Source organism: Synechococcus sp. A10-1-5-9, from assembly GCF_047716785.1.
In the GTDB taxonomy this organism is placed as follows: domain Bacteria; phylum Cyanobacteriota; class Cyanobacteriia; order PCC-6307; family Cyanobiaceae; genus Synechococcus_C.
In genome coordinates this window covers 687991-701347 of record NZ_CP180406.1, presented here as the reverse complement: position 1 = coordinate 701347, position 13357 = coordinate 687991, and the positions used below count along the sequence as shown (strand labels likewise).

The following is a 13357-nucleotide window of genomic DNA, read 5'->3' as shown; positions in this document are numbered from 1 at the left end:
ATTAACGAGCCCCATCCCGCTGTTCTGCGGGTTCCTCACCATGCCCCATCCCGCCCGTCTGGCTGCTCTTCAGGCCATCCAGCAGCGCACTCCTGTGGATTGTGCCCCTGCACAACCCCTTGAAGACATTTGGGCCAGCGATGTGTTCACGCTCGCAAGGATGAAGAGTGCTCTCCCAAAGGAGTCTTATAAGGCTGTTCGTCGAGTGATCCGTGATGGCGGGCGTCTCGATCTCGATGTGGCGGATGTCGTCGCTCAATCGATGAAGGACTGGGCTGTGTCCAAGGGCGCGCATTACTACGCCCACGTCTTTTATCCCCTCACCAACTCCACTGCGGAGAAGCACGACGGTTTCATCAGCCCGCAAGGTGATGGTCAGGCGATCCATGAGTTCTCAGGCAAGCTCCTCGTGCAGGGTGAACCTGATGGCAGCTCCTTCCCCAATGGAGGTATCCGTTCCACCTTTGAGGCCCGGGGGTACACGGCCTGGGACATCACCAGTCCGGCCTACCTAATGCGCACTCCCAATGGGGTGACGCTCTGCATTCCCACAGTGTTTGTGAGCTGGACAGGTGAGGCCCTCGACAAAAAGACACCGCTGCTCCGCTCGAATGCCGCCATGAACCGGCAGGCGCAGAGGCTGCTTCGCATCCTTGGCAATGTGGATGTGGCCCCTGTCAACAGCTCCTGTGGCGCCGAGCAGGAATATTTCCTGGTGGATACTCAGTTCGCCACCCTCAGGCCCGACCTCCTTCTCGCGGGTCGCACGCTGTTCGGCGCGGCATCACCCAAGGGGCAGCAATTCGATGATCACTATTTCGGTGCGATTCCGGAACGGGTGCAGGTGTTCATGCAGGACGTTGAAAATCAGCTTTACAGACTGGGAATTCCAGCCAAAACTCGACACAACGAAGTTGCGCCCGGTCAGTTCGAGATCGCGCCGGTTTATGAAGCCGCCAATGTCGCGACGGATCATCAGCAACTGATCATGTCGACGCTGCGCAGCACCGCTAAGCGTCATGGTTTCACCTGCCTGCTTCATGAGAAGCCCTTTGCTGGGATCAACGGGTCTGGGAAGCATGTGAACTGGTCGGTTGGCAACAGCACCCAGGGCAACCTTCTGGATCCCGGACATACTCCCCACGACAACCTTCAATTCCTGTTGTTCTGCGCCGCGGTCATCCGTGGTGTGCACTGCAATGGCCCTTTGTTGCGTGCTGTTGTGGCCACGGCAGGCAATGACCATCGCCTTGGCGCAAATGAAGCCCCTCCGGCGATTATTTCCGTTTATCTCGGACAGCAGCTGGAGAAGGTCTTTCAGCAGATTCAACAGGGAGAGGTCACAGGAAGCTCCAGTGGCGGAGTTATGTGTCTCGGTGTGGATTCTCTTCCTGAATTCCCCAAAGATGCCGGAGATCGCAACCGCACATCCCCCTTTGCCTTCACCGGAAACCGATTTGAGTTCCGAGCGGTTGGCTCCGGCCAGTCTGTTGCTGGCCCTCTTGTGGCCATGAATACTGTATTGGCTGATTCTCTGGAATGGATCAGCGATCGCCTCGACGCTGAAATGGGCTCTGGCCAGAGTCTCGAACAGTCGGCGGCGTCAGTGCTCCGGCAGATCATGGAGCTGCATGGTGCCGTTGTGTTCGGCGGTGATGGCTATTCCGACGCGTGGCATCGGGAAGCGACCGATGATCGTGGCCTGGAAAATCTCCGCAATACCGCTGAAGCACTGCCGGTGCTGCGCCGGGAGGAGGTGAGAAGCCTGTTCCAGCGGCATGGGGTGATTTCACCTGTGGAGATGGAAAGCCGTTATGAGGTGTATGGAGAGCAGTATTCCCTCGCGATCGAAGTGGAGGCCAAGGTGGCTCTCTCCATGGTGCGTACGCAGATCAGTCCTGCTGTTCAGAAGCATCTGAGCGGTTTGGCACGCAGCCTTCAGCAGCAACAGGCTCTCGGACTTCAGCCTGAAACCCGTGTTCTCCACCAGATCGCTTTGCTGCACGGGCGTATGGACGACCATGCAACGGCTCTGGAAGGGGACTTGCATCAATTACATAGCGGAGACACCGCCGCAGCCATGAACCACTGCGCGGGTGTGATCCTTCCCCGTCTGCAGCAGTTGCGTGAGGCTGTGGATGGCTTGGAGGAACTCGTGGATGATGATCGCTGGCCCTTGCCCTCTTACCGGGAGATGCTCTTTGTTCGCTAAGGCTTCACTCTTGCTAATCCCGATAGGGTGAATGATGTGCGGGATTGTGCGTTGCCGCTGAACTCCGTTGCCGACTTGCTCGACTGGGTCATCAGTTTTGATGCCAAGAAGGTTCGTTTCGAAGTTGATCGTCTGCGCCGCCGTTATCCGGATGCCACAACGTACGAACTCGCTGAACGTGCCTTTGGCGACGCACGATTGCGCGTGATCACAGCCGGTGCCGCTTCGGGACTCGCCGCTAATCCCGTTCTGAGTGTTGCTGGTGCGCTGGCTGATCTGTCAGTCACGACCCGGACCCAGCTGTTCGCAGCTGCATGCGCTGCCGAGCTCTTAATCCCAGGTTTTCTGGAGAGTGAGAACGCCCGCCACGAGCTGCTGTTCCCGGTCTTCGGGTCCAGTGTGATCAGTCAGGTAGGAGTGGAGTTGGGGTTGAAGGCTGCTCACACAGCGACTCGCGAGATGGTGTTGAAACTGATCAACAAGCGCAGCCTCGCGCTGATCAATGGTGTGATGACCAGGGTGTTCGGACGCAGAGTGAGCCAACGTGCCTTGATCACCAAGACGGTTCCCCTGGTGGGGTGCGTGATTGGTGGCACCTGGAATGCTGTTGAGGTTCAATTGATTCGTCATCGAACGCTCCGGTATCTCACGGCGCAGGCCATGGAATCTGGTGACTTCATCGATGTCGAGGCGGTGGCGGGCTGATGAGAAGACTGCAACCAAAACTCTTCCCAAGACCGATCAGCTTTGCTGGCGCGGTGATGCTCTGGCCCGCGCTCCTAACAACGACTGCCGTTGCTGACCCTCATCCGCGTCGGGAGGTCACGGTTCTGACCGTGAATAATGGGCAAGAAGTTCTTGTGGATCTTCAGGGTGAAGGGCGGGCTGTCCGACTGGCCTGCATTCAGGCGCCGCTTGCTGAGCAGAAGCCCTGGGCGGAGCGTGCCACGGCCCAGCTTCGTCGTTCACTCCAGCCCGGAAGCATCGTCGCTCTCGAATTAAGGGCCAGGGATGTCTACGGCAGGGTTGTGGCGCGATTGATCAACGATGGGGCTGATGTGGCTGCTCCACTGCTGCGACAAGGTGCAGTGTTCGCCTACGACGGTTATTTGGGTCAGTGCAATGACCTCGACTATGACCGTTTTGAGAGCACTGCCAAAACAGCTCAGCTCGGGATCTGGAGCGTTCCAGGAGGTATCCAACGCCCGTGGAATCTGATTGAGGCGTCTGGTGGACGCCTTGCTCCCTGAACGATCCAAAACCGTTGTGGTTGACACAGCCGATTCTGTCTAGGTGGATCTGAATAATATGAGAGTCATCAACGTGATGAGTTACGAACCAGGAAGCACGGATTGCCGTTTGTTAATTGACGCCAAGCACCATCTCGAGCTTGCGTTGACATCTCTCAGTGCTCTTCCCAATAGCGATCACATTCAACGACAACTCAAGGCCGTGCATCAGCAGCTCGAGGGGATGCACGATCTCAAGCGCAAACAACCCATTCACTCCCCTGTCTGAACGGCTGGTTCTCCATCAGAATGGAATTCCAGATCCTAGCTTCGATGTTTGAGAACAAAAATCGTCCTGCTTGGGTGAACTGGCTGTTCTTGGGTATTTTTCTCTGGTCCAGCTGGCAGCTTGCAGGATTCTGGTTTGCGCAGCTCCGGGGTTGAACCTGACAGGAAGCATCCATCAGAGCTCGGATCTTTTTATTTAGTCCCATGTGACCGTGCATCGGTAGGTCTTCGAATGTCCTGCTGTTCCAATTACTTCACAGGTTGTATCCGTTACGGATTTTCCCTGAGGTACTTTGGCTAGTGCTCGATTGGTTGCAAGCTCCTCGCTGACCCCACCCATGGTCACTGATCCCGCATGAGCTGCCATGGCGCCGCTAGTGAGGATCAATGCTGCGAAAATCTGAATCATGTTTGGCATTGGAGTGATGCAGCTGTGTCTTTTCATAGCCAGCATTGCCGAGCTCTGGAAGTTCTGGCGTTTTAATCATTCAACCGTCGCGCATCAATGATCCGGGCGAGTTCTAGTACATAGCCTGCAGTGCACCAGCGACCGTGGCTGCGAACTCGGTTTTCAGGATCCGAGCGTATTTCAGCCGTTTCTGCCATCAAGAGGTCAAGTTCTTCTTGCGGCAGTTCGTAGAGATCCTGCAATTCCACCTCCCGACCGAGCAGATGGCTACGGAACCATTTGCGCGTTTGTTCTTGTGCGGGGATTTCATACGGCATGCATTAACTCCGCTGTTCTTTCAGTTGTAGGGGTAGGCATTCGGCACGAAGAACTGTTCGTTGATGGGTGGGCGGGTGTAGTTGCCCTGCTTCGGCCGCGGGGGAAGTTCGATGGCTGGAGGAGTCATGTCTTCCCAGGGAACTTTGCTCAGCACATGTCGCAGACAGTTGAGGCGTGCTCTGCGCTTGTCGTCGGCTTCAACGGTGAACCAGGGTGCCTCCGGAATGTTGGTGCGGTTGAACATGGCGTCTTTCGCCTGGGAAAAATCCACCCAACGATTACGTGCTTCCAGATCCATGGGGCTCAGCTTCCAGCGTCTGGTGGGGTCGTCGATCCGCGATTGGAAACGGGCCTCCTGTTCCGTGTCGCTGACAGAGAACCAGTACTTCAGCAGAAGGATGCCGCTGCGCACCAACATCCGCTCGAATTCGGGTACATCATCAAGGAATTGTTCGACTTGCTCCGGCGTCGCGAAGCCCATTACCCGTTCCACTCCGGCACGGTTGTACCAGCTGCGATCGAACACCACGATTTCACCGGCTGCGGGGAAATGTTCCACGTAGCGCTGGAAATACCATTGTGTTTTTTGTCGTTCGGTTGGTGTTCCAAGAGCGACAACACGACAGCCCCTTGGATTCATCGGCTCTGTAAGGCGTTTAATCGTGCCGCCTTTTCCAGCCGCATCCCGACCTTCGAACAGCACGATCATCCGGTAACCGGTGTCCTTGATCCAGTACTGCATTTTCACAAGCTGGGTCTGGAGTTTCTCCAGTTCGTCTTCGTACAGCTTTTTATTCAGCCTTTCGATCTTGTGATTCCGACCTTCCAGCAGGTCCTCCAGCAGCTCTGACGGACTGTCGAGATCGTGCTCGCTTCCAGCCATTCTTTCCAACACTGTGTCAGGCAGCTTGTCGCCGTTGTGCTTTTTTTTGTCGTGACCCTTTTCCTTCCCCTTCTCTTTATGGCCCATGGTTCTGCAACGCTCCTCTGCATTGGTGATTGATTCTTGGCGTCACGTCGTCAGTGCTTATCTTTTTATCAGCTTTGCATCGGTGCAGAGGGCTGATCGTTCAAAGCAATCGGGATGCTGAGGCGGATGGCAAATCGCCCCGGAGGGGGTTGTTGGGATTGAAGTTTTCCTCGCAAACATTCCAGACGTCCACCATGAATCCTCGCCACATGGGACACAATCGCCAGCCCAAGCCCGCAGTGACCCTGCTGCCCTCTGGAACGATCGAGGCGGTGAAAGGGCTGAAGCGCCTGTTCCCATTGGTTTGCGGGCATTCCTTCACCCTGATCCCAGATCTCGATGATGCACCGTGAGTCGACCTCACGTAGTCGTAGAACGACTGGTGCCGAACCGTAAGCAAAGGCATTGTCAATCAGATTGGCAACCGCCCGGCCCAAGGCCACCGGTTTCACCGCCAAAGACAGAGGCGACAGATCCAGCTGGAGTTCGTCAGCGGGATGACTATTGGCGACTTCTGCCAACAACTGCTCGAGCGGGACCTCAACCGAAGCTTCACTTTCACCTCCTCCTGCAAACAGCAGAAACTGTCCTGTGATCCGCTCGAGGGACTGGAGATCTCCGGCGCAACGTTCCCGGTCTTCCGGGGAGAGTTCAGGTAAGGAGAGCCGGAACTGAAGGCGTGTAATCGGTGCCCGTAGATCGTGGGCAATCCCAGCCAGCATGGTTGCCCGCTCTTGCCGACTGGCTGCTAACCGCTGAACCATGGCATTGAAGCGCTGGGTCAGGCGTTGCACTTCCGGTGCGCCTCGAGCTGGCACCGCATCAGGACCGCCCCCTTCCCCGACTCTGGCAAGTGCCTTTTCCAGGCCGCGCAGAGGGGCTTCAACCTCCACAAGCAAGAACAGACCTCCACAGATGATGCCCGCTCCCACCAGTGAAAGGCCCAAAAGGGTCGGCTCCGGGGGCCATCGCATCATCGAAGGCACTTTCACTCTCAACCAGATGGGTTCCAGGGGGGAAATCAACTCGATCCATACACTTCGGTCCTCCCGGGCCGAGTGATGGGGATGCACCATGGGGCAGTGGGACAACCGTTTGCAAAGCTGTTGTTGCAGCGCTTCAGCCTGGCGCTTGAACGCAGTTGATGGAGTCAGTGGCGAGAGTTTGGGTCGCACCGTGACCACCAAGTCCAGTCCTGTCAGTTCTGCCACAAGGTGTGGCGGGTAGCGTTCCAGGGCCAGTTCTGTGAGTCTGACGTTGAGGGCTAAGTCGCGTCCGAGCTGAATGGTCTGAAGCTGCTCCAACTGGCGACCGAATAGGGCTTGGAAGACGATTAGACAGAACGCTGAACTTCCCAGCGCCAGGGTTCCCCATCCAAGTAGTGAGCTGATGCGCTTCTGCCAGGACGTCGAGGGCATGGGAAGGGTTCAGCGAGAGCGTGGCTGGCCATCAGGAACGAACACATAGCCATACCCCCAGACGGTCTGCAGGTAGCGGGGGCGCGTCGGGTCAGGTTCCACCAGTTTGCGCACCCTGGAGACCTGCACATCCATGCTGCGGCTGTCGGTGTCACAACCAGGCCCCCGAGCTAGCTCGATGAGTCGTTCTCTTGAGAGCGGACGGTGGGGGTGTTGTACGAAAGCGGCCAGCAGGCTGAATTCCCCGCTGGTGATGACCACACACTTTCCATCGCGGCATAGCGTCCTGGCGGCCAAATCGAGAACGTTTTCGCCAAAGACGACATCCCCTCCCTCAGCCAGAGGGGTGCCGGCCGGCAAAGAGCTGCGGCGCCGAAGAACCGCTTCGATTCGCGCTGAGAGTTCCCTTGGTAGAAAAGGTTTGGCGAGATAGTCATCAGCACCCTGTTCGAGGCCGATGATGCGGTCGACTCCTTCGCCGCGGGCCGTCAACATGACGACGGGTAAGTCGTCTCCCGCATCGCGAAGTCGGCGAAGGGCTGTCAAACCATCGTCTCCTGGCATCATGAGATCGAGAACGACAAGATCAGGCCTCTGAAACTCGAGCCTTGCCTCGAGTTGCTTGACGTCGCTGAGGCTCCGCACGTCGTACCCCTGGTCGATCAGGTATGTACCCACCATTTGGCGCAGCTCAGGATCATCGTCGACGACCCAGATCATTGAAGAGCGTCCCATGGTTCCCATCCCTGAATTTCATTGCATTGATGGTATGGAGATGGCAGCGCCTTGTCGCTCAGTGAAGGACCTTGTCACAGCTGATCAAAGCATTGTCACTACTGAGGCATCCTCACGTCCCTGAATGTCCATAATCTGTCTTGATGATGTTTTCAACGCCATCACTGTTGATCGGGGCGAGTGGCCTTCTGATCATTCCACTGACTGCTGTCCCCGTGTGGCCTGAAGCCAGACCTGTCGTTAATTACGGCAAACGGATGGAGGCCCTGTTTGTGCGTATGGATGTGAATGGCGACGGCCGGTTGGAGTCAGGAGAGGTGAAGGGGGTGACTTACTTGGAACGAAGACTGCGACGGCAAGATTCGCGAGGCTTCCTGCGTCTGGATGATCTCAGGCCCTCAACGACGCATCCCAGTGGCCTGCGTCTGCAGCAACGCTTTCGTCAGGCAGACCGTAACGACGATGGTCAATTGAATCGAGCGGAATGTCGTTCTTTGCCTTGGCTGAACCGTAATTTCGTCAGCTTCGATCTCGATGGCAATGGAGGTCTGACTCTTGAGGAGCTTTGGACTGTTCAGCGCGCACTCGCTCCTCGAGCTCCAGCACCTTGATCGGATACACGTCCTTCAACGTCTGCGTTTTGGCTGTGGATGGATTGGTCGAACGCGCTTCTTGGACATTACTTGTGACAGCCTGATGCACCCTTTGATCAATCGCATAGCTCCGGCGAAGAAAGTGACCAAAGCGAACATGAGTAACAGGGCGATCAGGATCACCGCTGCAATACCCAGGCAGGCTTCCACAAGTTGAGTGACTCCACGGATGAGATCCGCGATGGCTTCACTCACCAGAACCATGGCATCGAGTTTCTGAGGAAGCCAGCTCAGAAAGGCGAAGGCACCTGCTCCGAGGCTGAGCAGCAGAACAGATTCGAGAAGCTGCCGGACAATCGATGTCGATTGGTGAGCCCGTCCTTTACTGAAGACTTTTTTTTGGGACTGGCCCTTGAGCACAGGACGAAAGTTCGAGGGTTTCATGACGTCGCCTCATGGCCGGCACCTCGCATCCACCGCTCGAACTCCGTCAGCACAAGCTCATTAGGACAATCGATCAAGGTGAGATCGCCGACTGTGCAATCTCCATATCCACTGTGATGGAGAGTGATGTGATAGCCAGATCCACTGAGACCGCAAACTTCCGGATCGCTCCGGACGACGACATCAAGTGTCGCTCCAATTCTCGCAACCTTACGTCGGAGATCTGACCAGCTTGATGTCATTCAATCGTTGATCTCCTTTCATCATTCTGAGGATCTCTCTCATGAGGTCAAGGCTCTCCATCGGCTTGTGAAGGATTGCTAATCAGATTTTCCTGCGAATTCGTCTGGTTCTCTGTCTGGGAGGGGGCATCAGGATTAGGAATGGGCACGAGCAGGCCTGCAAGTCCGAGGATCATGAAGGTTCCGGCACCGAGAACAGGAGCAGCCAAGCGTTGATGCAGAGGGGTTCGCTCTGCTAATTCCCGTTTTGGCAGGGGGGTATGAACAATTGGAGGCCAATTGATACGCACCCTTGGATCGCCGCGCAAAGCATCGAGACAGCGAACCAGGTCTGCAAGGTCCGCGTCATCGAGCTGAAGGGTTAGAGGAGGCACTCCACTGCGACTGCTAATCAGTTCCAGTTGGTGCCCCTGCTCGGCGGGATGGATCCGCACAGGGCCGTCATCGTTGCCCTGGACTTTTCCTACTCCTGAAAGCTGAAGACGGGCATAAGGGATGACTGAAGCCATGAGGGCTTCGAGATGGTCCCGTTGTCCTTCCATTTCCGGTGCACCGATCATGGTGAGTCGCCAGCTGGAGAGAATTCCGATCGCATTGCTGCCATGGTCAGCTGAAAAGTCGGGAAGACCCTCAACTTCCAAGCGTGCAGCGGTCTGGTCGTATCGGAAGGACTGTTTCAGCATCACCATTAGGGATTTGGATCGAGAAGACTGGCGCGGAGTCGATCGACTCCCCCGGGACCGGCCGCCAAGGCCAGTGTGAGCACAAGCTGGCGTTGGAGGGGCTTGGATTGTTCGCCATCGAGAAGTCGTTGAATCGCTCCTCTGCGGAGGTTCATGCGCTCCTCAATCAGGTTCCTGAGGCGTTCATCCAGAAGAGCCCAGCGCTCGCTGGTGAGATTTTTCGGTTCCCTGCTTGACAGCAATTGACGCAGCATCGGATAAAGACGATCAGCCATCGCGCAGAGGATGCGGATCAAGGCTTCCGTTTCAACGGCTGAGAGAGAGCCACGACGGGTTGAGCGTCGCAGAGGGTTGTGGCATCGGCGCTTCCAGAGTTCCACACGATTGGGGAAGACCGCTTCGAATCCCAGCTGTCGGGTTGCCCAAAGCATGGCTTCACCACCATTGAGATCAAGTGACTCCACGGTCAGCAGCAGAAGGTCCAGGCGCTCAAGCGAACGACGGCCGAGAACGGCTTCGGGTTGAGACGGATCGGATACCGCCGGAACTGAAACATCGGTCATGGCTGCGATGATGCCAGGGTTAAGGCCTTTACGTCACCACCTTGTGGATCTTCGTCAGTACGTTCGCGATATTCCCGACAACTCAAGAACCAGTGGTGGACTGGCTTTTGAGTTTTGAGCCGAAATTGAGCTGTACTCAGACCCCAGTTACAGCTGTGTGTTTTTGAGCGCTTTTGTGAGCAGGCAAGAAAGGAAACTTAGTTTTTGAGCGGTCTGCTGTTTATCCCTTAGGTCTGCCGGGTTTTGACGCGGCAGGCTCCTTGCCCATCGAAAGCAATGCACCACTGTGGTTAGAACCAATCTCGTGATGTGCGATTGCCGGAGTCGTAAAAGCCAGCAAGCTCAAAAGCAGCCCAGCGGATGGGGAGAGGCGCATCGCCAGAGTTGGTTGCAACCCATTGAGTTTGATGCATCAGGTTCCACTGGACAGGTTTTGGACTTAACGAGCCGAAAAGGGGACTGACGATTGATGCAGAACGATCCGAATGCTTCCATCCGGTGTCCTTAAAAATGTCCAAGTTTTTTCCACTTTCCCTTCAACACCTTTCGAATCAACAACCTTCACAAATCCCATCGTATTAGCTGTCTGACCAAATAATTGCACCACTTCATCAACAATTTCACAGCTCTTCCAGTGGCGATATGTAGCAAACCCCTGATCCTCACCAAACTGTTTAATCTCAGGATCAGGTCCAACGAAATAAGCCAAGGCTCCAGCACGCTCTAGGCGAAATGTACCTTCTCCTGTGGCATAGGTGGGTTTGAACGCCACGGGACCATATTGGTATCCATAAGCAGCATCGATTACACCGCTTGCTTTGGCTTCTGCAGCCTTAAAGCCTCCTTTCTGATAAGCGTCACTGATAGCGAGCAACGCTGAACACCAACCCCTTTGGGCTTCTAGAACTTCATTGACGGTGATGGTGTTATTGAAAACTTGTAGATAAGGTTCAGCAAATGCAGGTGCAGCACTAAAAAGCCCTAATCCAACCGCTGCAAAGCTACCCAATACAGGCTTGAAGCGAAACATGGCACAAAAGAAAAGACTTTCTTTCTATAGCCATTTTTCATGGATGAGGCAACCTCGAAATGGGCAGCGACGTTACCATCGTTTGCACGCCCTTTTCTGGAAGATTTTTTCTTCCAAGTAAAAATACCAGTGTCTTTGTCGTAGTTTAGATTGGATAATAAAATTTCCTTATCAGGCAAACTCTTCTTGTATAAAGGCATTTCAGCGGTTCCGCCGTTTCTGTATTGGACATTTTGATTTCCAATTACGTCACGGTATATTTTTTGAGCAATTTTTGAGCACATGCCCGAAATCCAGTTGCAGCAATACATCCGTGATATTCCCGACTTCCCTAAGCCCGGAATCTTGTTCCGAGACATCGCCCCCTTGCTTCGAGAACCCACCGGCTGGGCTGAGGTGATCCGACGCCTGATTGCTGTGTGTGAGCGATGGCAACCGGATCTGATCGTGGGCATCGAATCCAGGGGGTTCATTGTTGGAACGGCGCTGGCAACCCAGCTGCAGAAGGGGTTTGTACCCGTTCGCAAGCCAGGCAAATTGCCTGGTGAAGTGATCGGAATCGATTACACCCTCGAGTACGGCAGTGATCGACTGGAGATTCACGCGGATGCTCTGACTGATCATCCGAGGGTGATGCTTGTTGACGACCTGCTGGCCACCGGGGGGACTGCCTCGGCCTCGGCTGAATTGGTGACCAAGGCCGGCGGAGTGCTCGTCGGTTGCGGTTTCGTGATTGAACTAGCGGAACTTGATGGGCGCAGGAAGCTGCCAGCTGGTGTTCCTGTCGAATCTCTGATTATTTACGAGTGATTCCTCACTCGTGTTGATGTTGCCAGTCCAGGACAACTTGGTACTGGCTGAGGTTCAGCAGTCCGAAGCTCCAAAGCACGACAGGGAGTGGAGCCTGCTCCAATGCGGCTTGACGCAATCCCAAATTGAGTGCGTTGTCACTAAGTCCCATTTTCTGCTGAAGAAAACTGAGCAGAGCTGGACTTGGCTGAGGTTGTGGATCGCTGCTGATCACCATGGTGGGCAATCGTTTGGCCACACTTTGGCAAGCGGGAGAACAAGTTGCCAGGCCCGTCGGTCATGGCTGAAAGACTGATGCGACGAACCCAACGGAGGTTCGCCAGAAGCTTCATGATCAGGATCCGTATCGGCAGAATCAGTGGCTGTCGATTGGAGAACAATCGGATCAGGAGGTCTGTGGAGAGCAGAACACTGATCAGATCAGGAAGGCGTCGCCAGGTGTAGAGGCGCCCCAGATGTGATGGAAGGGATCCGCTGACACCTCTGGATTGCGTGAGATCGAGCAAGTCGCTCACGTCCCTCCAGCAGAGATTCAATCCCTGACCACCAACGGGGTGGCAGCGATGCCCCGATTCCCCCACCAACAACAGGTTGGAGCGGTTGAGTTGTGGGGCGAGACTGAGTTCCAGAGGGAAGGCTCCTGGGTGATCCAAAAGAGCAGTGGGACGAACTCCCTTCGGAAGCACGGCCGCTAACTGCTGGAGCAGCTGATCGGCTTGCAGGCTGGAGCGCTCCTGACAGTGCTGAAAGGGTGCACTCCATACAACCTGGTAACGCGTTCCACCTAACGGCAGAACAGCCATCGGTCCTTCTGACCTGAACAATTCATAGGCACAACGTTGTTCAGTGCCCTCAAGAGAAACCTTGGCTGTTAAGCAACCTTGCTCATAGGTGTGACTCCAGAACGGGATAGCCCTGGAGCGACGAAGCGTGGAGCGAGCACCGTCTGCAGCGACAACCCAATCGGCATGCTTATGGAATTGAAAGAAAGATCGTTCGTCAATTCCGTAGCGAAGATCAACCAGTGTGTTGATTTCAAGCTCACTCAGAAGCGCCGTCATCAACGGCTTGTGATCCAAAATCCATCCGATCGCTTCAAACCCTCGATTACCGAGTCTTAAATCACGGTGGCGGAACCAAGCCGTTAATCCCAGAACTCGATCGTCCAGCCGCAGGGATTCAAATGGCGCCAGAGACGTTTTTAATTGATCCCAAACGTGAAGTCGCTCCAATAACCGCCTGGACGAATGAGTTAAGGCGTAGGCACGGCTTCTTGCGGCAAGTTCGGCTCGTGACAGTTGATCACACAAGAGGACTTGATATCCCTGCTGCGCAAGACCGAGGGCGAGAAGTGAACCTGTTGGACCGGCTCCAACGATGAGGAACCGGTGAAATGCCGCAACGTCTGGCAAG

General features: G+C 55.3%; 18 protein-coding genes. 6 read left to right on the top strand and 12 right to left on the bottom strand.

Features of this window, described 5'->3' with window-relative positions; translation table 11 throughout:
- Positions 1 to 40: 40 nt before the first annotated feature.
- The 4 genes from ACLM45_RS04100 to ACLM45_RS04085 all read left to right on the top strand — a co-directional run bounded on the left by ACLM45_RS04100 (position 41) and on the right by ACLM45_RS04085 (position 3730).
- A complete protein-coding gene (locus ACLM45_RS04100; protein WP_006041635.1) occupies positions 41 to 2212 on the top strand; it encodes a glutamine synthetase III in 2172 nt (723 codons plus the stop codon).
- A gap of 27 nt (positions 2213 to 2239) precedes the next feature.
- On the top strand, positions 2240 to 2917 hold the full coding sequence (locus tag ACLM45_RS04095) for a hypothetical protein (RefSeq protein WP_006041634.1): 678 nt from the start codon (positions 2240 to 2242) through the stop codon (positions 2915 to 2917).
- Entirely contained in the window at positions 2917 to 3462 is a 546-nt protein-coding gene (locus tag ACLM45_RS04090; protein ID WP_415410735.1) for a thermonuclease family protein, read from the top strand. The genes ACLM45_RS04095 and ACLM45_RS04090 overlap by 1 nt, the downstream gene beginning before the upstream one ends.
- 76 nt (positions 3463 to 3538) lie before the next feature.
- Positions 3539 to 3730, top strand: a complete 192-nt coding sequence (locus ACLM45_RS04085; RefSeq protein WP_071933728.1) for a hypothetical protein — start codon at positions 3539 to 3541, stop codon at positions 3728 to 3730.
- 479 nt (positions 3731 to 4209) lie between these two features.
- On the opposite strand, the gene ACLM45_RS04080 is transcribed toward ACLM45_RS04085, so the two are convergent.
- The 4 genes from ACLM45_RS04080 to ACLM45_RS04065 all read right to left on the bottom strand — a co-directional run bounded on the left by ACLM45_RS04080 (position 4210) and on the right by ACLM45_RS04065 (position 7579).
- Positions 4210 to 4455: a hypothetical protein gene (locus ACLM45_RS04080; protein WP_006041629.1), complete on the bottom strand. Its 246-nt coding sequence runs from the start codon at positions 4453 to 4455 to the stop codon at positions 4210 to 4212.
- 20 nt (positions 4456 to 4475) lie between these two features.
- Positions 4476 to 5426: a polyphosphate kinase 2 gene (gene ppk2 / locus ACLM45_RS04075; RefSeq protein WP_006041628.1), complete on the bottom strand. Its 951-nt coding sequence runs from the start codon at positions 5424 to 5426 to the stop codon at positions 4476 to 4478.
- 68 nt (positions 5427 to 5494) lie between these two features.
- Positions 5495 to 6844: an ATP-binding protein gene (locus ACLM45_RS04070; protein ID WP_415410733.1), complete on the bottom strand. Its 1350-nt coding sequence runs from the start codon at positions 6842 to 6844 to the stop codon at positions 5495 to 5497.
- 9 nt (positions 6845 to 6853) lie between these two features.
- Positions 6854 to 7579 carry a response regulator gene (locus ACLM45_RS04065; protein WP_415410731.1) on the bottom strand — a complete coding sequence of 242 codons (726 nt, stop codon included), beginning with the start codon at positions 7577 to 7579 and terminating at the stop codon, positions 6854 to 6856.
- A gap of 143 nt (positions 7580 to 7722) precedes the next feature.
- On the opposite strand from ACLM45_RS04065, the gene ACLM45_RS04060 reads away from it, so the two are divergent.
- Entirely contained in the window at positions 7723 to 8190 is a 468-nt protein-coding gene (locus ACLM45_RS04060) for an EF-hand domain-containing protein (RefSeq protein ID WP_415410730.1), read from the top strand.
- Positions 8191 to 8205: 15 nt separating this feature from the next.
- Here ACLM45_RS04060 and ACLM45_RS04055 read toward each other — a convergent pair whose 3' ends face one another.
- The 6 genes from ACLM45_RS04055 to ACLM45_RS04030 all read right to left on the bottom strand — a co-directional run bounded on the left by ACLM45_RS04055 (position 8206) and on the right by ACLM45_RS04030 (position 11418).
- Complete coding sequence (locus ACLM45_RS04055; RefSeq protein WP_006041623.1) at positions 8206 to 8616, bottom strand: hypothetical protein; 411 nt, start codon at positions 8614 to 8616, stop codon at positions 8206 to 8208.
- Positions 8613 to 8858 carry a hypothetical protein gene (locus ACLM45_RS04050; protein WP_006041622.1) on the bottom strand — a complete coding sequence of 82 codons (246 nt, stop codon included), beginning with the start codon at positions 8856 to 8858 and terminating at the stop codon, positions 8613 to 8615. The genes ACLM45_RS04055 and ACLM45_RS04050 overlap by 4 nt, the downstream gene beginning before the upstream one ends.
- 47 nt (positions 8859 to 8905) lie before the next feature.
- Positions 8906 to 9541, bottom strand: a complete 636-nt coding sequence (locus ACLM45_RS04045) for a DUF4335 domain-containing protein (RefSeq protein ID WP_415411342.1) — start codon at positions 9539 to 9541, stop codon at positions 8906 to 8908.
- Positions 9542 to 9546: 5 nt separating this feature from the next.
- The gene (locus ACLM45_RS04040; RefSeq protein WP_415410729.1) at positions 9547 to 10104 is read right to left on the bottom strand and encodes a DUF3038 domain-containing protein; all 558 of its coding nucleotides are present in this window, start codon (positions 10102 to 10104) and stop codon (positions 9547 to 9549) included.
- A gap of 439 nt (positions 10105 to 10543) precedes the next feature.
- On the bottom strand, positions 10544 to 11134 hold the full coding sequence (locus tag ACLM45_RS04035; protein WP_415410727.1) for a hypothetical protein: 591 nt from the start codon (positions 11132 to 11134) through the stop codon (positions 10544 to 10546).
- Positions 11086 to 11418 carry a hypothetical protein gene (locus ACLM45_RS04030; RefSeq protein WP_415410725.1) on the bottom strand — a complete coding sequence of 111 codons (333 nt, stop codon included), beginning with the start codon at positions 11416 to 11418 and terminating at the stop codon, positions 11086 to 11088. The genes ACLM45_RS04035 and ACLM45_RS04030 overlap by 49 nt, the downstream gene beginning before the upstream one ends.
- On the opposite strand from ACLM45_RS04030, the gene ACLM45_RS04025 reads away from it, so the two are divergent.
- Positions 11417 to 11944, top strand: coding sequence for an adenine phosphoribosyltransferase (locus ACLM45_RS04025; protein WP_415410724.1), 528 nt, complete (start codon positions 11417 to 11419; stop codon positions 11942 to 11944). The genes ACLM45_RS04030 and ACLM45_RS04025 overlap by 2 nt on opposite strands.
- Before the next feature lie 4 nt (positions 11945 to 11948).
- On the opposite strand, the gene ACLM45_RS04020 is transcribed toward ACLM45_RS04025, so the two are convergent.
- Together ACLM45_RS04020 and ACLM45_RS04015 are read right to left on the bottom strand one after the other, a co-directional pair.
- On the bottom strand, positions 11949 to 12161 hold the full coding sequence (locus tag ACLM45_RS04020) for a DUF2949 domain-containing protein (protein WP_415410723.1): 213 nt from the start codon (positions 12159 to 12161) through the stop codon (positions 11949 to 11951).
- Positions 12085 to 13356, bottom strand: a complete 1272-nt coding sequence (locus ACLM45_RS04015) for an FAD-dependent monooxygenase (RefSeq protein WP_415410722.1) — start codon at positions 13354 to 13356, stop codon at positions 12085 to 12087. Before ACLM45_RS04015 ends, ACLM45_RS04020 begins: the two co-directional genes overlap by 77 nt.
- Between the last annotated feature and the right edge of the window lies 1 nt (position 13357).